Genomic DNA, 19,277 nt, shown 5'->3' with positions numbered 1-19,277 from the left:
GGCTCACGCGAACGCCCGCAACCTGCGGATCGTTTCCTCCGCCTCGCCGATCGCCTCCGGCGTTCCCACAGTCAGCCAATGCCCATCGAGCACCAGGCCGAAAAGCCGGTCGCGTGCGATCGCCTGGTCGAAATAGATATTCAGGTTGAAGGCATCCTGTGGCGCATCGTCGAACAGCGACGGGTTCATGGCGATCGCGCCGGCATAGACAACGGGGTTGGATGGATCGTCGCGGTAACGCCTCAGCCGGCCGTCGGCCGCAAGGCTGAAGTCGTTCTTGCCGTTGTGACCAGTGGTATCTTCGATGCCGACACAAAGCAGCGCCATGTCCATCTGATCGGCATCGAAGAATCCGGCTAAGCGCTGCAGGTTCGTCGGCCGTCCCGGCTGCTCGCCGATCCAGAAGAGGTCGGCATTCATGACGAAGATATCGTCTCGGTCCAGAAGCCTCAGTCCCTTCGCCAGCCCGCCGCCTGAATTCATCAGCCCGTCCCGCTCGTCGGATATGATGATCTCGAGGCCGCGATAACTGCCGAGATGGGCGAGCATCTGGTCGGCATGGTGGTGAACGTTGACGACAGCCCGTTCGACGCCGGCCGCCACCAGCGCGTCCAGCGCGTAATCGATCATGGCCTTGCCGTCGATCTTCACCAGCGGCTTCGGGATCGTGTCGGTGATCGGCCGCATGCGGGTCCCGAGACCCGCGGCCAGTACCATGGCTTGTCTGATAGTCATCTTGATCCGGAATTTATGATTCGCTCTGGCCTATTCCAGCCCTTGCGCACCAATCGCGCAAGGGGGCAAGCGTCTCATGCTCGAGCGCGACGTTAAGATAGGCGAGCGTGCGCGGCATATGCTTGAGATAGCCGGGCTTGCCATCCCGCTGCAGCAGCCGCACCCAGAGACCGGCAAGTTTGCAGTTGCGCTGCGCCGACATGATCGCCCAGGCCTTCATGAATTCCGCTTCGTCGAAACCGCCCTGCGCACGGCGAAGGGTGAGATAATCGTTCATCAGCTGCCGGAAGAGCACCGGCTCGATCGTCACGCGTGCGTCCTGGACGATCGAGGCAAGGTCATAGGCCGTGGGGCCGATCATGGCGTCCTGGAAGTCGATGAGACCGACCCGTCTGACGCCGGCCTCCTGCGGGCGCCAGATGATGTTCGGCGAGTGGAAGTCGCGCAGCAGCAGGTTCTTTTCGGCCGCGGCGAGTTCATCGATCAGCGCGTCCCAGATCGCCAGATAATCCATGCGCTCTGCATCCGAGGGTGCAGAGCCGCGCTTCCAGGCGATGTGCCAGTCGAGCACAAGCTGCACTTCCATCTTCATCGCCGTGCGATCGAAGTCGGGAATGTGATGCGTGTGCGCGGCGGAAACGGGGATATCCTGCGGAAACTGCATGGAATGAAGTTGGGCCAGGCAGGCGACGCTTTGGCGGTAACGCTCGGCGATCGGCCGGCCAGCGTCATCGAGCACGCCTTCTGTGCCGAGATCTTCGATCAGCAGGATGCCCTGCTCATAGTCGACCTTGTAGATCTCCGGCGCTGCAAACCCCCGTTCGCGCAGCGCATCGGCAATGGCAACGAAGGGATAGGCGTTCTGTGCCAGATGCGCGACCTTGGGATAGGGCTTGCCGTCGTAGACCGGCGGCCCCTCGGGATGCGGGCGCCAGTCCATCAGGATTTTTCGCGGAGCGGCGCCCGGATAGATCGCTTCATAGGCGCGCAGCGACGCATCGCCGGTCAGGAAGCGGCGTTTGGCGTCGGAATAGCCGGCCCCGTCGAGGAAATCGCGGATCGCGAAGACCCGGCGCATGCGTTGCGCCTGCTGGCCGGCGGCCTCGATCGTTGCCCGGCGACCGCTGCCCTCATGCACCAGCGCCAGGGCGATGCGCTCTGCCGGCAATTCGCTCTCAGCCATCTCCGGCCATTCGACGAGGCAGATGCCATTCTCCAGCGCCTCGTCGAAGCCGAGTTCCGTCAATTCGCTGGCGTCGCCGAGCCGATAGAGGTCGAAGTGCGAAACCGGGATCCGCAGGTCGTAGGATTGCACCAGCGTGAAGGTCGGGCTCGGGACCTCAAGCCCATCGTCATCGGCGATGGCACGCAGAATCGCCCGGGCGAGCGACGATTTGCCGGCGCCGAGATCACCGGAAAGAGCAAGGCAATCGCCGGCCTTCAAGGCGAGCGCCAGGTCTTCACCGAGGCGAATGGTGGCCGCCTCGTCCTTGAGGAAAAGCGAGATCGTATCGGTGGTCGTCATTCGGCAGCGGCGGAATGGGGGATATTGACCGAGGGGATACGGCAGACGACCGTCGTGCCCTTGCCCGGCTCGCTGTCGATCGTCACGTCGCCGTGATGCAGGCTGACGAAACTGTCGACGATCGAAAGGCCGAGGCCGGCGCCGCCGCGTTTTCCGCTTTTAGCGCCCGTCGCGAACCGGTCGAACACGGTCGCGATCATGTCGGGCGAGATGCCGGGGCCGCGATCGCGGACGGAGAAAACGAAATCCGTGCCTTCGCGTTGGCATTCCAGCGAAATCGAGCTGCCCTCCGGCGAGAAATTCGCCGCGTTGGAGAGAAGCTTCAAGAGGATCTGCTTCAGCCGCTGCGGATCGGCGACGATCGAGCCGAGATAGGCAGGCGCGGTGATTTCGAGCGCCACCCCGCTTTCCTGCAGCCGATCGGCGATTTGCATCGAGACGTCGTCGAGCAGGTCGTTGAGATCGATTTCCGCATAGTTGAGACGCATGATGCCGGCATCGACGGTCGCGAGGTCGAGGATATCGTTGACGAGCGTCAGCAGAACCGAAGACGAGGTCGAGATATGGTCGATATATTCGGCCTGCCGCTCGTTCAGCGGCCCCACACCCTGCGTGCGCAGCAGGTCGGTGAAGCCGATGATATTGGTCAGCGGCGAGCGCAATTCATAGGAAACGTGCTGAACGAAGTCGTTCTTCAACTCGTCGGCTTTGCGCAGCGCCTCGTTCTTTTCGGTCAGTGCCCGCTCGGCCCGCACGCTGTCCGTCATATTGACGAAGGTCAGCATGGTCTGCGCATTCGGCAGCGGGATGACGGCGTAGTCGAGCACGAGGCCGGAGAACAGTTCGAGCGTCCCCTGGCCCGAGCGGCGCTCGTCGTCAAAGCTGGTGATCAGTTCCGCGAAGGTCTTCCAGCCGTCCGGCCGGTCGTACGAGGGGACGCAGGCTTCGCCGAGTGCACGGATATGGGTGCCGGGCTTGGCCTCAGCTTCGGTGATCCCCCAGAGCGCCCGGAAGGCCGGGTTGGACAGGCGGATGCGTCCATCCGGGCCGAACACCGCCACGCCTTCGGAAAGATGGTCGATCGTTTCGCCCTGCACCTTGACCAGCGTGTTGTAGCGCGTTTCGAGATCGACCTGTTCCGTCAGGTTTTCGAACACCCAGGTGGCGCCGCCCTGCGGGTGGGCGGTGGCGAAGACGCGCAGCGTCTGACCGTTGGGCAGGTGCCAGAGGTCCGATTGCGTATCGAGCGCGCGATAGACGGAAAGAGCCGCTTCCTTCCAGCTTTTCCAGTTGAGCTGGTCCGGCAGCTTCTTGGCCGCCCGCAGGCGCTCGAGCAGCTCGCTATTGTCCGGCCGGCCTTCGAGAAAGGCGATATCAAGCTCCCAGAGCGCCACGAAGGCCTGGTTGTAGAATTGCAGCCGGCGCTCGCCGTCGAAGATGGCGACGGGCGTGGCGAGATGGTCGAGCGTCTCGGCATGGCTTTTCAGTGTCCGGTCCAGCTCGGCGCGCACCGCCTCGATATCGGACACGTCGATCGCCATGCCGGCCGAGCCGCCGGGAAGCGTGACGTCGACGACATCGAAGAATGTTCGGTTGCCATGCACGACCGTCGAGATCGTGTCGTGGAACGGCGATTCCGGCGTCGTCGTCGCGCGAATGCGTTCGCGCGCCACCGTCGTCAGCATCTCGCGGCCTTCATTGATCGCCTGTTGCGGCGAGCGCGCCTCGACCGCGTCGCCATAGGCCTGGTTGACCCAGGTGAGGCGACCCGCCGGGTCGCGCTGCCAGGCCGGCATGTCGATCGCGTCGAGCATGGTCTGGAACGCCGAGATCGACGTCATCAGCCGGTCGCGCTCGATCCGGAGTTCGGCAAGCTCGGCGCGCAGATTGTTGAGTGCCACGAAGCGGACGAAGGCGCGTCCGCCGGAAACCCGGCCCTGCGCCTCGAGGATCTCGTCGCGGATGGTCTCGACCACCATGTCGAAGCTCTGCGCCTCGTCGCGCAGCCGGTCGATCGCCTTTTCCAGGTCAGCGGCCGAGCGTGATTTCAGCCAGAGGCCGAAGGCCAGGAATTCGCCATCCTGCGGCGCGCCGGTCTCCGGCGGAAGCTGGCCGAGCAATTCGGGACGGGCATTGCCGTCCCAGATGACGATGCGCCGGTTCTTGTCGGCGATCAGCGCTTGATATTGTGAAATGCGTTGCTGGGCGTCTGAGAGCGCCGAGCGGATTTCCCGGCTTTCGTTTTCCAGATTGCCGCGCTGACGCACCAGCCAGAGCGTCGAAAGCAGGGCTGCCGATATGACGCCGATGACGACGGATACGCCGATGACCTGCGAGGAGGTGAAGAGGTGAGCCGAGGCTGCCGCCTGCTCGCCCTGTGCCAGAACCGGCCACGCCAGCGCGGCAAGCGCCGTGCCGGCCGCGCAGGTTTTCAAGAAGCGCGCCAATGATCCATGCTCTTGCTTTGCGGCCTCGTGTGCCGTTGCAGATTTATAGTCTTGGCCTGCCGTCGGCGGGCGGCGATGGGCGCGAGCGCCGTCGTCCGCCTGACCGGGCAGGCTGTTTTTCAATTCCGACATCCGCGGTATGTCTCCGTCCTTCAATGTGCCGCATTACGACAAGACATCCCATTTTCGGAGCGGTCGGACGGGGTCCGGCGCCACGAATCAAGTCTTAAAACAATACTTCGGAAGGGAATCGGCGGGAAGGGAGCGGCCAAAAAATAAGCCGCGGCATTTGTCAATGCCGCGGCTTCTACATCTTGTGGATATCGATGGTGAGATCAATATCTGTAGTGGTCGGACTTGAACGGGCCCTTCAGCGAGACGCCGATATAGGCAGCCTGCTCTTCGCTAAGCTGGGTAAGCTTCACACCGAGCTTGTCGAGATGCAGGCGCGCGACCTTTTCATCGAGGTGCTTCGGCAGGATGTAGACCTTGTTCTCGTACTGGCCGGGCTTGGTGAAGAGCTCGATCTGCGCCAGCGTCTGGTTGGTGAAGGAAGCCGACATGACGAAGGACGGATGACCGGTGGCGTTGCCGAGGTTGAGCAGGCGGCCTTCGGAGAGCAGGATGATGCGGTTGCCCTTGGGGAATTCGATCAGGTCGACCTGCGGCTTGACGTTGGTCCACTTGAGGTTCCGCAGCGCGGCGACTTCGATTTCGTTGTCGAAGTGGCCGATATTGCCGACGATCGCCATATCCTTCATCTCGCGCATATGGTCGATGCGGATGACGTCCTTGTTGCCGGTCGTGGTGATGAAGATGTCGGCCGAGGAAACGACGTCCTCGAGCAGCACGACTTCATAGCCGTCCATCGCCGCCTGCAGGGCACAGATCGGATCGGCTTCGGTGACCTTAACGCGGGCGCCGGCGCCCGAGAGCGAAGCGGCAGAACCCTTGCCGACGTCGCCATAACCGCAGACGACGGCGACCTTGCCGGCCATCATCACGTCGGTGCCGCGGCGGATGCCGTCGACGAGCGATTCCTTGCAGCCGTACTTGTTGTCGAACTTCGACTTGGTGACGGAATCGTTGACGTTGATCGCCGGGAAGGGCAGCAGGCCCTTCTGGCTGAGCTGGTACAGACGGTTGACGCCGGTCGTGGTTTCTTCGGTAACGCCCTTGATCGCATCGCGCTGCTTGGTGAACCAGCCCGGCGAAGCGGCAAGGCGCTTCTTGATCTGCGCGAAAAGGATTTCCTCTTCCTCGGAATGCGGGTGGGACAATACGTCCTCGCCGGCTTCGGCGCGGGCGCCGAGCAGGATGTACATGGTGGCATCGCCGCCGTCATCGAGGATCATGTTGGAAAGGCCGCCATCGGCCCACTGGAAGATCTTGTCGGTGTAGACCCAGTAATCCTCGAGCGACTCGCCCTTGATGGCGAAAACAGGAACGCCGGCAGCGGCGATCGCGGCAGCGGCATGATCCTGCGTCGAGAAGATGTTGCACGAGGCCCAGCGGACTTCGGCGCCGAGGGCCACCAGCGTTTCGATGAGCACGGCCGTCTGGATGGTCATGTGCAGCGAACCGGTGATGCGCGCGCCCTTCAGCGGCTTTGCGTCGCCGAATTCGGCGCGGCAGGACATCAGCCCCGGCATTTCGGTTTCGGCGATCGTAATTTCCTTGCGGCCAAAATCCGCAAGCCCGATATCGGCGACGACATAATCTTTTTCAGTGCTCATAGAGGTCTCCAGGCTGAAAAACGTCTCAAAAATTGGCGCAGGCGCGAAGATGACCGCGCGACGGACAGGCCGCGTGCCGATGCATATCGCCCGGATATGTGCAGCAGTTCCGGAATCGCGAGATGCACAACACCAAAGAGCCAAACCGCATTGCATGAACCAGGTTCGATGCGACACGCTTCAGCGCACGGCATGTCCGCCGTTTAGCAGGCTTCTGATGGGAAGGCAATAAGGATATAAAGAAGTCTTTATATGTTTATATGAACTCGGCCTAGTAAGCTCACATCTCTTCGCCGAACCGGTTTTGGATCAGCTGGTCCAAGGCCTCCAGCGCTTCCTCGGCCTGGCTGCCGCTTGCCGAGACGACGACGCTTGAGCCCGGGCTCGCCGCTAGCATCATCAGGCCCATGATCGACGTGCCGCCGACCGTCATTCCGTCCTTGGAGACGGTGATGGCGGCATCGAAGGTCTCGACCATCTGAACGAACTTGGCTGAGGCGCGCGCGTGAAGGCCGCGCTTGTTAATGATGAGGAGTTCCCGGGAAAGCGATGTCATGAAGCGCCGTTATTTTCCGCTGAGCACACGGCTCGCGACATTGATATATTTCCGCCCGGCTTCGGAAGCCTCGACCAGCGCCTTCTCCATATTGTTCTCGCCGCGCACCCCGGCGAGCTTGATCAGCATCGGCAGGTTGACGCCGGCGATGACTTCGGTATGGCCGCTGCTCATGACCGATATGGCGAGATTGGACGGCGTGCCGCCGAACATGTCGGTCAGGATGACGACGCCATGGCCGTCATCGGCGCCGGAAACGGCTTGCAGAATGTCCTGCCGCCTTTGGTCCATGTCGTCTTCGGGGCCAATACAGACCGTCTCGATGAATTTCTGAGGACCGACGACGTGCTCGACAGCATGACGAAACTCTTCAGCCAGCTTGCCATGAGTGACAAGCACAAGTCCGATCATGATATTACTGCTCCCATATACGCAAACGATGGCTGAGATATCGCAATGCAGCAATTACGTCCACCGGTGGGGGCACATCTTGGCGATGAAAAGCCGAAGTGCAAGATAAAAATGCAAACATATAAGGCAGATTGATCAATCTGGAAGCCTTCAATCGCCGATATCAGGCGCTTTCGCCATCAGGACTGCCAGCGGTGACGGCACGGCTGTGAGCAACCGCAACGCGGGAAGCGAAAAACCGGCGGCAAGGCTGACGATTTCGCCCTCGGGGGGACGCGGTTTTCGCCGGAAGCACTGCCCGGAAGCACGGCATAATGCATGGCCGCCCGAGGGATATGGTCCAGCCGGACGATGCCGGTGCCGCGCAGCTCGATCAGGCCGGCGATCGACGGCGGGCAGGTGGCGATCACCGAGCCTGCCTCTTCTGACAGCAGCACCTGATCGTCGGCAACCAGCGCCGTGAACAGACCGAGCCGGCGGGCCTCTGTCATGCAGGTAAAGGCCAGCATCGATTTGCCCCAGCCGGAGGGCCCGCTGAACAGGAGCCCCGTCCTGCCCACGACGATCGCCGTCGCATGGATGTTGGGAGCCTCGCTCATGCTGCGGCATCGAGGGGCAGGGCGAGGATGAAGCGCGCGCCGACTATGCGTCCGTTCTCGCCCTCGGTGATGTTTTCCGCCCTCAGCGAACCGCCATGGGCTTCGGCGATCTGCCGGCTGATCGACAGGCCAAGGCCGGAATTCTGGCCAAAACCTTCCGATTCCGGCCGGTCCGTATAGAAGCGCTCGAAGATGCGGTCGATATTCTCCGCCTGGATGCCGGGACCGTTGTCCTCGATGGTGGTGACGCAGCGCGACCGTGTGCGCACCAGCCGCACGGTGATCTTGCCGCCCTTCTCAGGCACGAAGGAGCGGGCATTTTCGATCAGGTTCGTTATGATCTGGCCGATGCGCAGGTCATGGCCGTTGACGACGAAGCGCGTCTTGATGTTCGGCTTGCGCTCGATCGCATATTCGATCTCCACCTGCTTCTTGCTGCCCCTGATCTGGCGGGACACGTCGATCAGGTCACGCAGCAGCACTTCCATGTCGACGGAACCGGCATCGACGCGCGCGAGTTCGGCATCGAGACGCGAGGCGTCGGAAATATCGCTGATCAGGCGGTCGAGACGGCGCACATCGTGCTGGATGACATCCAGCAGTCGTTTCTTGGAATCCTCGGATTTGGCGAGCGGCAGCGTTTCGACGGCGCTGCGCAGCGAGGTCAGCGGGTTCTTGAGTTCGTGGCTGACATCGGCCGCAAAGCTTTCGATCGCATCGATGCGGTCGTAAAGGGCCGTCGTCATCTCGCGCAAGGCGATGGAAAGATTGCCGATTTCATCCTGGCGGGCGGAGAAGTCGGGGATCTGCTCGCGTGTTTTGGCGCCGCGGCGCACCCGGATGGCCGCTGCCGAAAGACGGCGCAGCGGATTGGCGATGGTCGACGACAGCACCAGCGAAAGCAGCACGTTGACAAGCGTCGCCACGCCGAAGACCCGCATGATGGCAAGCCGTTCGGCATGAACGATATTGTCGATATCGCCAGCCTGCGTCGACAAGAGCAGCACGCCGAGCACGGCGCGGAAGCGCTGGATCGGCACGGCGACGGAAACGATGAGTTCGCCCTTCTCCGTGGTGCGCACGACCGCACCGCGCACGCCGGTCAGCGCGTTCATGACTTCGGGATAGATCGAACCGTCGCCGCCCGGTGCTTCCTTATAGAGCGGCAGATTGCCGGGCTGCAGCGCCTTGTTGAACAGGGTCACGAACCAATCGCTCCAGGTCTGCTTCTCTTCCTCGACCGGCGGCAGGTCGAAGCGCAGCACCTGGCCACGCGAATAAAGGTGACGCGAATCGAGCAGCAGATTGGCGTCGGCATCGAAGATGCGGGCGCGTGTGCGCGTCGGGGAGATCAGGCGGCGCAGGACGGGAGCGACCTTCTCGGGATCGATCGGAAACTCCAGGTCCTCGTCGTTCGGCACCGGGGTGATGCTCTGGCCGGCCTGCAGCTCGAGCAGCTTCTGCGGATCGATGGTGATCGAATTCGTATCGACCGATGCGGAGGCCGAAACGGCGCCGGCGATGATCTCGCCCTGGGTCAACAGGCTTTCGGCGCGGGCGTCGATCAATCCCTCGCGAAACTGATTGAGATAGAGGATGCCGCCGACCAGCACCAGCAGCGCGACGAGATTGAAGAAGACGATGCGCCGCGTCAGGCTCGAAAAGACGGCATTGCCGAAGATGCGGCGAATCAGCGTGAAGGGATGCGACCAACGGCGGCCTCGGACGCGGCGGGTGCTCACGCCCTCCGCATCGTCCAAATCCCTTTCCTGCACCAATTGTGCCAATGACAGGCCCTTTCGAAGGGCGGGGCCGGATAACGGCCCGCAACCCTCAATTATGTCTCGCGCTGTGCCGTCGAGGCTCAGGCTGCTTCGCGGAACCGGTATCCCACTCCGTAGAGCGTTTCAATCATATCAAAATCGGTATCGACCATCTTGAATTTCTTGCGCAGCCGCTTGATGTGGCTGTCGATCGTCCGGTCGTCGACATAAACCTGTTCGTCATAGGCGGCGTCCATCAGCGCGTCGCGGCTCTTGACGACGCCCGGACGCTGCGCCAGCGAATGAAGGATCAGGAACTCGGTCACCGTCAGCGTCACCGCTTCGCCCTTCCAGGTGCAGGTATGCCGCTCCTGGTCCATGACCAGCTGGCCACGCTCCAGCGAACGGGCCTGCTGCACGGCCCCGGCCTTCGGCGTGCCGCTCGGGCTCGTGCCGCCGGCGGCCGCGGCTTCGCGGCTCGAAGCGCGACGCAGGACGGCGCGCACGCGCTCCACCAGCAGGCGCTGCGAGAAAGGTTTGGTGATGAAATCGTCGGCGCCCATCTTCAGGCCGAACAGCTCGTCGATCTCCTCATCTTTGGAGGTGAGGAAGATGACCGGGATATCCGATTTCTGCCGCAGGCGGCGCAGCAGCTCCATGCCGTCCATGCGCGGCATCTTGATATCGAAGATCGCCAGCTGCGGCGGTCGCGCCAGAAGGCCATCGAGCGCCGAGGCACCGTCCGTATAGGTCTCGACCTTATATCCTTCGGCCTCCAGTGCGATTGACACCGAGGTGAGGATGTTGCGGTCGTCGTCAACGAGCGCGATTGTCGGCATGGTGTTGGTCTCCGTCATCAGTGCGCAATCTCCCGGATTTTCGTCGTCCCCAGGCGGTCTCAGTGACCGGATGCGCTTATGGAGGATAAAGGTGGAACAAATTGTGGCAAAGATAAAGGGAGGATTGTCGCAAAATTTCCCCACAATCTTAAGGCGCGCGACAAACTGTTGCAACGCGACCTCTTCAAACGATTTAAAATACCGTCAAGAAATTTAAATCGATTAATTGTTTGATATTACTGAACTTTCTCAATTTTAGTCTCTTGTGTTTTAAAAATTCTACCCTTATTTTCGCAGTCAGTTTTAACGGCAACGCGCCTGAGCGAAGGGAAGTAGCCATGGAAAAGTTCGGAGTTCATAACCCGGCAACGGAGCTTGCAACGGTTGGATTGGGCGGCGCAGCCAGCGTTCGCTATAACTTTTCCGCCGCAGCGCTCTATGAAGAATCCATCCGCCGGGGTGAAGCCGAACTGACCGCTCAGGGCGCCCTCAGAGCTCTCACCGGTCAGCATACGGGCCGCTCGCCACGCGACAAGTTCGTCGTTCGCGACGCCAATACCGATGGCCAGATCTGGTGGGACAACAACAAGCCGCTCTCGCCGGAGCATTTCGCGCTGCTGCGCGACGATATGTTGGCCCATGCCGCCGGCAAGGACCTTTTTGTCCAGGACCTCATCGGCGGTGCCGAGGAAGGCCATGCCCTGCCGACCCGCGTTGTCACCGAATTCGCCTGGCACTCGCTGTTCATCCGCAATCTTTTGATCCGCCCGGAGACGGCGGCGCTTGCCACCTTCGTGCCGAAACTGACGATCATCGACCTGCCTAGCTTCAAGGCCGACCCGGCCCGCCACGGCTGCCGCACGGAAACGGTGATCGCCTGCGATCTCACCAGCGGCCTCGTTCTCATCGGCGGAACGTCCTATGCCGGCGAAATGAAGAAGTCGGTCTTCACCGTGCTCAACTATCTGCTGCCGGCCAAGGGCGTGATGCCGATGCACTGCTCGGCCAATGTCGGCCCCGATGGCGATGCGGCCGTCTTCTTCGGCCTTTCCGGCACGGGCAAGACGACGCTTTCGGCCGATCCGGCGCGCACGCTGATCGGCGACGACGAGCACGGCTGGAGTGAGAACGGCATCTTCAACTTCGAAGGCGGCTGCTACGCCAAGACCATCCGTCTGTCGGCCGAGGCCGAACCGGAAATCTATGCGACGACCCAGCGCTTCGGCACCGTGCTCGAAAATGTCGTACTGAACGACCGCCGCGAGCCCGATTTCGACGACGGGTCGCTGACCGAAAACACCCGCTGCGCCTATCCGATGCATTTCATCCCGAATGCCTCGGCAACGGGCCGGGCCGGGCATCCGAAGACAATCATCATGCTGACCGCCGATGCCTTCGGCGTCATGCCGCCGATCGCCCGGTTGACGCCGGATCAGGCGATGTACCATTTCCTCTCCGGTTACACCGCCAAGGTGGCCGGCACTGAAAAGGGCGTCGTCGAGCCGGAAGCGACCTTCTCGACCTGCTTCGGCGCCCCCTTCATGCCGCGGCACCCGGCCGAATACGGCAACCTGCTCAAGGATCTGATCGGCCGCCACGGCGTCGAATGCTGGCTTGTCAATACAGGCTGGACCGGCGGCGCCTACGGCACCGGCAAGCGCATGCCGATCAAGGCGACGCGCGCGCTGCTCGCCGCCGCCCTCAGCGGCAAACTCGGCCAGGTCGAATTCCGCACGGATGCGAATTTCGGCTTCGCCGTGCCGGTGTCCGTCGACGGTGTCGACGGCGGCATTCTCGATCCGCGCTCGACTTGGGCCGACAAGCCGGCCTATGACGCGCAGGCCGAAAAGCTGGTTTCGATGTTCATCGCCAACTTCGCCAAGTTCGAGAATCACGTCGACGGCGGCGTCCGCGATGCGGCACCCGGCGTCAAGGTCGCCGCCGAATAAGCTAAGCCCGTCCTAAAACAACGTCTCTGACTCACGTGAAACCCGGCATCGCAGGATTGCCGGGTTTTTCGATTGACGGCCGATATTTTCAACCGGCTGCCGATATGAGATAGAACGCCACATGGCCAGCGACGCGCTCTATATTGATGACAGGATCACCATCTCAGGATGGGAGCTGACGGAACAGTTCGTTCTGGCAGGCGGCCCCGGCGGTCAGAACGTCAACAAGGTTTCGACGGCGGTCCAGCTGTTTTTCAACGTCGCGAATTCGCCTTCGCTTAATGACCGCGTCAAGGCCAATGCGATCAGGCTTGCCGGCCGGCGCCTGTCGAAGGACGGCGTGCTGATGATCGAGGCAAGCCGCTTTCGCAGCCAGGATCGCAACCGTGAGGACGCGCGCGAACGGCTGAAGGAACTGATTCTGGAGGCCGCCAGGCCGCCGCCGCCGCCGCGCAAGAAGACCAAGCCGACCAAAGGTTCGGTCGAACGCCGTCTGAAGGAAAAATCCGGCCGCTCGGAAGTCAAGAAAATGCGCGGCCGTCCCGGTGGCGGCGACTGACATGCCCGAACTGTCGAACGGCGTCCGCCATCTGCCTGAATATCTCGACCGGTCGCGTCAGGAAGCGCTGGTCGAGGTGATCCGTGCCGTGGTCGCCGAGGCGCCGCTTTTCGTGCCCGCCATGCCGGGCACCGGCAAGCCGATGTCGGTGCGCATGACCAATTGCGGGCCGCTCGGCTGGGTGACGGACAAGGAGCGCGGCTATCGCTACCAGCCGACGCATCCTGTCACCGGCAGGCCCTGGCCTGATATGCCGCAGTCGTTGCTCGAGATCTGGAATGACGTGTCGGGTTATGAAAAACCGCCGGAAGCCTGCCTCGTCAACTTCTATTCCGACGACGCGCGCATGGGCCTGCATCAAGATAAGGACGAGCGCAATCTGCAGGCGCCTGTCGTCTCGATCTCGCTCGGCAATAGCTGCCTCTTTCGCGTCGGCGGTCTGAGCCGCAACGATCGCACGCTATCTTTTAAACTGTCGAGCGGTGATCTGGTCGTATTGGGCGGCGAGGGAAGGCTGTGTTTCCACGGCGTCGACCGGATTCATCCGGCAACATCGACGCTGTTGAAGAATGGCGGCCGCATCAATCTGACGCTGCGCCGCGTCAATCCCTGAGACGGATAGTCGAGATCGCCTGCTACAATTTTCGCAGCGCCACCTGTTCGATCAGGTGATCCTTCCCCTTTTTGAGGATGAGATCGGCGCGTGGCCGTGTCGGCAGGATGTTCTGGCGCAGGTTCTTCAGGTTGATGTTCGTCCACAGATCCGCGGCGATATCGAGAGCTTCCGCATCGCTGATCGAGGCATAGCGATGGAAGTAAGAGTTCGGATCGCGGAAGGCGGTCTCCCGCAGCCGCATGAAGCGCGTGACGTACCAGTTATGAATCTGGTCTTCCGCGGCATCGATATAGATCGAGAAGTCGAAGAAGTCGGACACCATCGGCACAATCTTGCCATCGGCCGGCAGGTCGCGCGATTGCAGCACATTGATGCCTTCGAAGATCAGGATGTCGGGCCGGTCGACGATTTTGTACTCGTCCGGCAGCACGTCATAGACGAGATGCGAATAGCAGGGCGCCTGCACGTCCGGTCGGCCGGCCTTGATCGCCGAGAGGAAGCGCAGGATCGCCGCCGTGTCGTAGCTTTCCGGAAAACCCTTGCGCTGCATCAGCTTTTCCCGCTGCAGCACGGCGTTCGGATGCAGGAAGCCGTCGGTGGTGATAAGATCGACCTTCGGACTGGAGGGCCAGCGCCCCAGCAGTTCCTTGAGGATACGGGCCGTGGTCGATTTTCCGACCGCGACCGAGCCGGCGATGCCGATGACGAAGGGCGTTTTCGTCACGTCGGACAGGCTCAGGAAGCGGTTGCGCTGTTCGAACAGCATTTGCGAGGATTCGACATGCGCCGACAGCAGCCGCGACAGCGACAGATAGATGCGCCTGACCTCGTCGAGATCGATCGGGTCGCCCATCGAACGCAGCCGCTTGACCTCGTCGCTGGCCAGCGTCAGTGGCGTGTCCGCGCGGAACTTCGCCCATTGTTCGGAAGAGAAGAAGTGGTAGGGCGAATAGGATTCGGACTGGAAGTGATCCAATGTTTCCGGCACCCCGATGATCTCAGTCGCGATACTCATGAACTCTGCCGATTGGCCTTTTCCTTGAGACCGGACTGCGCGGTTCTGCGCTCGAGTTCGGCCATGACATTCTCTAACGGTATTTCAGCAATCTTCAATACGACCAATAGGTGATAGAGCACGTCGGCGGCTTCATAGGTCAGATTGTCGCGGTCGCCGGTCGCCGCCGCCATCACGGCTTCGATCGCCTCCTCGCCAAGCTTCTTTGCCGCTTTCGGCTGGCCGCCGGCCACGAGTTTCGCCGTCCAGGACTGGTCCGGCGAGGCCTTCGATCGCTCTTCAACGATCCTTTCGAGATCGGCAAGGGAAAATCCGCTCATATGTCCGCTTTCAAGCCTCAGTCGAGACGCATGTCGATGCCGCACTTCGACATATAGTGTTTCGCCTCGCTGACGGAATAGGTGCCGAAGTGGAAGATCGAGGCGGCGAGCACGGCATTGGCGTGACCTTCCTTCACCCCGGCGACGAGGTCGTCGAGGTCGCCGACACCACCCGAGGCAATGACGGGCACGCGCACCGCGTCGGCGATCGCCCGGGTCAGTTCCAGGTCGTAGCCGACCTTGGTGCCGTCGCGGTCCATCGAGGTGACCAAGAGTTCTCCCGCGCCGCGCGCCACCATCTTCTGGGCGAATTCGACGGCGTCGATGCCGGTCGCGTTGCGGCCGCCATGCGTATAGATTTCCCAGGCGCTGAGATTGTCGCCGCCGACCGCCTGTGTGAGCCTGCGCTTGGCGTCGATCGAGACGACGATGCACTGGTCGCCGAACTTGTCGGCTGCCTCGGCGACGAAGTCGGGATTGCTGACCGCGGCCGAGTTGATCGAGACCTTGTCGGCGCCGCAGAGCAGCAGCCTGCGGATATCGGCGATGGTGCGCACCCCGCCGCCGACCGTCAGCGGCATGAAGCACTGGTCGGCCGTGCGCGACACGACATCGAAGATCGTTTCGCGATTGTCCGATGAAGCGGTGATGTCGAGGAAGCAGAGTTCGTCGGCGCCGGCCGCATCATAGGCTTTCGCCGCTTCGACGGGATCGCCGGCATCAACGAGATTGAGGAAGTTGACGCCCTTGACGACGCGGCCGTCCTTGACGTCGAGGCAGGGGATGACACGGGCCTTGAGGGTCAATTTAAGCGGTCTCCTTGGCCCTGCTGGCCTTGATCAGCGCCAGCGCTTGCCTGGGGTCGATCCGGCCGTCATAAAGCGCCCGGCCCGAAATCGCGCCTTCGAGCTTGCGTGCATCGGGTTCCAGCATGCGTCTGACGTCGTCGAGCGAGGCAAGACCGCCAGAGGCGATGACGGGAATGGAGACGGCACCGGCAAGTTCCAGCGTCGAAGCCCAGTTGATGCCGGCAAGGATGCCGTCGCGGTCGATATCGGTGTAGATGATCGCGGCGACGCCCACGCCTTCGAATTTCTGAGCGAGCTCGATGACGCCGAGTTCGGAAGCCTCAGCCCAGCCTTCGACGGCTACCTTGCCGCCCTTGGCGTCGATGCCGACGGCGACGTGACCGGGAAATTTCCGGCAGGCCTCGATGACCAGATCAGGATTTCTGACCGCCACCGTGCCGAGAATGACGCGCCGCAGCCCGCGCGCGAGCCACGCCTCGATATGATCGAGCGTGCGGATGCCGCCGCCGAGCTGCACCGGATTCTTCGTCGCCCTGAGGATCGCTTCGACGGCCTCGCCATTGGCCGAATGTCCCGCAAAGGCGCCGTCGAGATCGACCACATGCAGCCATTCGAAACCCTGGTCTTCGAAGGATTTCGCCTGGGCGGCCGGATCGGTGTTGTAGACCGTCGCCTGCTGCATGTCGCCGAGCTTCAGGCGGACGCATTGGCCGCCCTTCAGATCGATCGCGGGAAAAAGGATCATGTCGTCTTACGTCCGTAAAGTGGTCGATACCATCAGCGCATTCCACGCATCTACGATATCCGAGCGGAAAAAGACAGCGGCAATGGTGGCCGCGCCGAAAAGCAGAAGAAGCAGCAGGGTGACGGTCAAACCGGCGCGAACCTGGCGCCAGAAGCCGAGGCGCCGCTTCATCGATTTCTCGATGTCGCGCACCTCCCGCAGCGCCTGGCTGTTGACGGCGGCGAGCCGGATCTCCGGCTCCATCGCCTCCACATAGGTTTCGGCATAACTTGCAAGGATCTGCGAGGCGCGGTCGCGTAGCGTATTGCGCAGGTCGGTCGAGAGATAATTGCCGGAGACGGCGGCAAGCTCGGCCTCGTTGGGCGAACGGCCGGCATTGCGCTTGCGGTAGCTGAGCACGAAGTCGCGCTTCTGCCGCTCATAAAGGGCATAGGCAAGCAGGCCGATCAGATCGTCCTCGCCTTCGATATAAAATTCCAGCACGGCTTCCGTGATGTCGCCGGCGTTGATGCCGTTGGCGCGCAGCTGCGAATTCTCGTTGCCGGCAAGGAATTCATGGATCATCGGTCCACCCTTTCTGTCAACGACTTGGCCGCATTGGAAAGCGCTCTCCGGTGAATGGCCTCATCGACACGGCGGATGATCGTTCCATCGGGAAGCCGGATGTCCGAGAAGGGCGGCAGCTCCTCTCTGGAGGGTCTCAGCATATAGAACACCTTGCCTGATTTCCGCGAAGCCGGCATCGAGCGCACTCCTGTTCCCGTGTTTCATAAAGGGAAAATAAGGCGGCGGTATTACGGGTTCCAGCGCAGGAAATTGGCGATCAGGGCGAGGCCAAGCTTCTGGCTCTTTTCCGGGTGAAACTGAGCGCCCACCATGTTGTCGCGCCCGACGAGAGCCGTCATCGGCCCACCATAATCGACCGTCGCAATGACGTCGTCGGCATTTTCGGCGGCAAGATGGTAGGAATGCACGAAATAGGCGTGCAAGCCCTCGGAGCCCGTTGGAATGCCGTCGAACAGCGGATGTTCGCGCTTCAGGTCGAGCGTGTTCCAGCCGATCTGCGGAATTTTCAGCGCGGGATCGTCAGGCGTCATCTCGATGACATCACCGGGGATCCAGCCGAAGCCGTGCGTCACCGTCTTCTCGAGGCCGCGCGAGGACATGAGCTGCATGCCGACGCAGATGCCGAGGAACGGCCGCGCCCTCTTTTCGACAGCCTCGATCAACACCTCGGCCATGCCGGGCACGGCATCGAGGCCGCGCCGGCAATCGGCATAGGCGCCGACACCAGGAAGCACGATGCGATCGGCGGCGGCAACATTTTCCGCTTTGTCGGTGAGATCGATCTGCGCATCGATGCCCGCCTCGCGCGCGGCCCGCTCAAAAGCCTTGGTGGCCGAGCGCAGATTGCCGGAACCATAGTCGATAATTGCGACGCGCATCGTCAGCGTCCTCCATCAAAACCAAAGAGACCAAGCGATGTCGCCTGGCCATGCGGGCTGTTCGGTCGGGTCTTGTTCTCCCAGCCCGGCACGGCGGCGTCAGTATCGGCCTGGACCGCCTTGTCGGAGAAGTACACGTCTTCGGCAATGCCGATCGTATCGGCCGCAATGAGTGCGTCTTCGTTCCAGCCGCGGCCGGCGAGATTGCGAATACGGAGGTTCTGGCCCTCGAGACCGACCAGCAGGTTCACGCCCAGCGTGATTGCCGCTCCCGCCGGCCAGAAACCCGGTTGGTCCATCAGCGCACCGCCGATTGCCTGCACCAGAAAGGCCGCTGCCGCGTATAGCCACAGCCGATGGACCAGCAGCCAGACCCATGGAAACAGCAAACCGAGCCATGTGAAGCCGTCGCGGATCACCCGCGTCTCGTCAAGGCGAGTGCCTGCGCTGCCGGGCGGCGTCAGAAAAATATAGCTGGATGTCATTGTCGCCGCTCCTTTGAGAGGCTCAGACGAGCGTGCCCTTGGTTGAGGGAACACGGCCCGCCTGTCTCGGATCGATCTCTGTCGCCGTGCGCAATGCCCGGGCGACGGCCTTGAAGCAAGTCTCGGCAATATGGTGGTTGTTGGCACCATAATGGTTGAGAATATGCAAGGTGATGCCGGCATTCTGGGCGAGCGCCTGGAAGAATTCGCGAACGAGTTCGGTGTCGAAGGTGCCGATCTTCGGCGCGCTGAAGGCGACGTTCCAGACGAGGAACGGCCGGCCGGAAAGATCGACCGCTGCCTTGGTCATCGTCTCGTCCATGGCAAGATCGATCGAGGCATAGCGGGTGATGCCGCGCCGGTCGCCGAGCGCCTTGGAGATCGCCTGGCCGATCGCAATGCCGGTATCCTCGACCGTATGATGGTCGTCGATATGCAGGTCGCCCTTGGCGTCGATTTCCATGTCGATGAGGGAATGCCGCGAAAGCTGGTCGAGCATATGGTCGAAGAAGCCGACGCCGGTCGAAATCTTCGATTTGCCGGTGCCGTCGAGATTGACGGAAACGGAAATCGAGGTCTCGTTGGTCTTGCGGGAAACGCTGCCCGTACGGCTTGCTGCGGTCTCGGCCATTTGGCCCTCCATCGGAATAAGGCCGTTCCTTATCAGGCGCATCGGCAAATATCCAGAAGCCGGGGAAGAGAAAAGCCGGCCCATTTGCAATC

The 19,277-nt window shown here is 61.9% G+C and carries 20 protein-coding genes and 1 pseudogene; 3 read left to right on the top strand and 18 right to left on the bottom strand.

Annotated elements, in window-relative coordinates; translation table 11 throughout:
• Positions 1-3: 3 nt before the first annotated feature.
• The 9 genes and pseudogenes from MHI61_RS23670 to MHI61_RS23630 all read right to left on the bottom strand — a co-directional run bounded on the left by MHI61_RS23670 (position 4) and on the right by MHI61_RS23630 (position 10,611).
• Positions 4-735, bottom strand: coding sequence for a nucleotidyltransferase family protein (locus tag MHI61_RS23670; protein WP_239790807.1), 732 nt, complete (start codon positions 733-735; stop codon positions 4-6).
• Positions 736-748: 13 nt separating this feature from the next.
• Positions 749-2,260: a tRNA (adenosine(37)-N6)-threonylcarbamoyltransferase complex ATPase subunit type 1 TsaE gene (gene tsaE / locus MHI61_RS23665; protein ID WP_239790806.1), complete on the bottom strand. Its 1,512-nt coding sequence runs from the start codon at positions 2,258-2,260 to the stop codon at positions 749-751.
• Positions 2,257-4,839 carry a PAS domain-containing sensor histidine kinase gene (locus MHI61_RS23660; protein WP_239790805.1) on the bottom strand — a complete coding sequence of 861 codons (2,583 nt, stop codon included), beginning with the start codon at positions 4,837-4,839 and terminating at the stop codon, positions 2,257-2,259. Before MHI61_RS23660 ends, tsaE begins: the two co-directional genes overlap by 4 nt.
• A gap of 203 nt (positions 4,840-5,042) precedes the next feature.
• Positions 5,043-6,443, bottom strand: coding sequence for an adenosylhomocysteinase (gene ahcY / locus MHI61_RS23655; RefSeq protein ID WP_239790804.1), 1,401 nt, complete (start codon positions 6,441-6,443; stop codon positions 5,043-5,045).
• A 280-nt stretch (positions 6,444-6,723) separates the two neighbouring features.
• Positions 6,724-6,999 carry an HPr family phosphocarrier protein gene (locus MHI61_RS23650; protein WP_003544133.1) on the bottom strand — a complete coding sequence of 92 codons (276 nt, stop codon included), beginning with the start codon at positions 6,997-6,999 and terminating at the stop codon, positions 6,724-6,726.
• 9 nt (positions 7,000-7,008) lie between these two features.
• On the bottom strand, positions 7,009-7,410 hold the full coding sequence (locus tag MHI61_RS23645) for a PTS sugar transporter subunit IIA (RefSeq protein WP_004672623.1): 402 nt from the start codon (positions 7,408-7,410) through the stop codon (positions 7,009-7,011).
• Positions 7,411-7,560: 150 nt separating this feature from the next.
• Positions 7,561-8,009 (bottom strand): annotated as a pseudogene (locus MHI61_RS23640) (serine/threonine protein kinase).
• Entirely contained in the window at positions 8,006-9,796 is a 1,791-nt protein-coding gene (locus tag MHI61_RS23635; protein WP_097605767.1) for a sensor histidine kinase, read from the bottom strand. The pseudogene MHI61_RS23640 and the gene MHI61_RS23635 overlap by 4 nt, the downstream one beginning before the upstream one ends.
• Positions 9,797-9,873: 77 nt before the next feature.
• Positions 9,874-10,611: a response regulator transcription factor gene (locus tag MHI61_RS23630; RefSeq protein WP_190233656.1), complete on the bottom strand. Its 738-nt coding sequence runs from the start codon at positions 10,609-10,611 to the stop codon at positions 9,874-9,876.
• 338 nt (positions 10,612-10,949) lie between these two features.
• On the opposite strand from MHI61_RS23630, the gene MHI61_RS23625 reads away from it, so the two are divergent.
• From MHI61_RS23625 to MHI61_RS23615, 3 genes are all read left to right on the top strand, one after another.
• Positions 10,950-12,560 (top strand): phosphoenolpyruvate carboxykinase, encoded by a 1,611-nt coding sequence (locus MHI61_RS23625; RefSeq protein ID WP_239790802.1) that lies wholly within the window; start codon positions 10,950-10,952, stop codon positions 12,558-12,560.
• Between the two features lie 121 nt (positions 12,561-12,681).
• Positions 12,682-13,119: an alternative ribosome rescue aminoacyl-tRNA hydrolase ArfB gene (gene arfB / locus MHI61_RS23620; RefSeq protein ID WP_239790801.1), complete on the top strand. Its 438-nt coding sequence runs from the start codon at positions 12,682-12,684 to the stop codon at positions 13,117-13,119.
• A 1-nt stretch (position 13,120) separates the two neighbouring features.
• On the top strand, positions 13,121-13,732 hold the full coding sequence (locus tag MHI61_RS23615; RefSeq protein ID WP_183919592.1) for an alpha-ketoglutarate-dependent dioxygenase AlkB: 612 nt from the start codon (positions 13,121-13,123) through the stop codon (positions 13,730-13,732).
• Positions 13,733-13,754: 22 nt separating this feature from the next.
• On the opposite strand, the gene coaA is transcribed toward MHI61_RS23615, so the two are convergent.
• Genes coaA through hisB form a run of 9 tightly spaced genes read right to left on the bottom strand, consistent with a single transcriptional unit; the run spans position 13,755 to position 19,185 of the window.
• A complete protein-coding gene (coaA, locus tag MHI61_RS23610) occupies positions 13,755-14,750 on the bottom strand; it encodes a type I pantothenate kinase (protein WP_239790800.1) in 996 nt (331 codons plus the stop codon).
• Positions 14,747-15,070 (bottom strand): phosphoribosyl-ATP diphosphatase, encoded by a 324-nt coding sequence (locus MHI61_RS23605; RefSeq protein ID WP_010033281.1) that lies wholly within the window; start codon positions 15,068-15,070, stop codon positions 14,747-14,749. The genes coaA and MHI61_RS23605 overlap by 4 nt, the downstream gene beginning before the upstream one ends.
• A gap of 17 nt (positions 15,071-15,087) precedes the next feature.
• Positions 15,088-15,876 carry an imidazole glycerol phosphate synthase subunit HisF gene (gene hisF, locus MHI61_RS23600; RefSeq protein WP_183840425.1) on the bottom strand — a complete coding sequence of 263 codons (789 nt, stop codon included), beginning with the start codon at positions 15,874-15,876 and terminating at the stop codon, positions 15,088-15,090.
• Position 15,877: 1 nt separating this feature from the next.
• Positions 15,878-16,624, bottom strand: a complete 747-nt coding sequence (gene hisA / locus MHI61_RS23595) for a 1-(5-phosphoribosyl)-5-[(5-phosphoribosylamino)methylideneamino]imidazole-4-carboxamide isomerase (RefSeq protein ID WP_097663617.1) — start codon at positions 16,622-16,624, stop codon at positions 15,878-15,880.
• A gap of 6 nt (positions 16,625-16,630) precedes the next feature.
• Positions 16,631-17,188: a hypothetical protein gene (locus MHI61_RS23590; protein WP_097584068.1), complete on the bottom strand. Its 558-nt coding sequence runs from the start codon at positions 17,186-17,188 to the stop codon at positions 16,631-16,633.
• On the bottom strand, positions 17,185-17,367 hold the full coding sequence (locus MHI61_RS23585; RefSeq protein ID WP_239790798.1) for a hypothetical protein: 183 nt from the start codon (positions 17,365-17,367) through the stop codon (positions 17,185-17,187). Before MHI61_RS23585 ends, MHI61_RS23590 begins: the two co-directional genes overlap by 4 nt.
• Before the next feature lie 51 nt (positions 17,368-17,418).
• On the bottom strand, positions 17,419-18,069 hold the full coding sequence (hisH, locus tag MHI61_RS23580) for an imidazole glycerol phosphate synthase subunit HisH (protein WP_010033263.1): 651 nt from the start codon (positions 18,067-18,069) through the stop codon (positions 17,419-17,421).
• 2 nt (positions 18,070-18,071) lie between these two features.
• Positions 18,072-18,554 carry a DUF2628 domain-containing protein gene (locus MHI61_RS23575; RefSeq protein ID WP_239790797.1) on the bottom strand — a complete coding sequence of 161 codons (483 nt, stop codon included), beginning with the start codon at positions 18,552-18,554 and terminating at the stop codon, positions 18,072-18,074.
• 22 nt (positions 18,555-18,576) lie between these two features.
• Positions 18,577-19,185, bottom strand: a complete 609-nt coding sequence (gene hisB / locus MHI61_RS23570; protein ID WP_010033258.1) for an imidazoleglycerol-phosphate dehydratase HisB — start codon at positions 19,183-19,185, stop codon at positions 18,577-18,579.
• Positions 19,186-19,277: the final 92 nt, after the last annotated feature.

The organism is Rhizobium sp. K102 (assembly GCF_022385315.1).
Taxonomy (GTDB): Bacteria; Pseudomonadota; Alphaproteobacteria; order Rhizobiales; family Rhizobiaceae; genus Rhizobium; species Rhizobium croatiense.
This window is presented reverse-complemented; position numbering and strand designations above follow the sequence as displayed.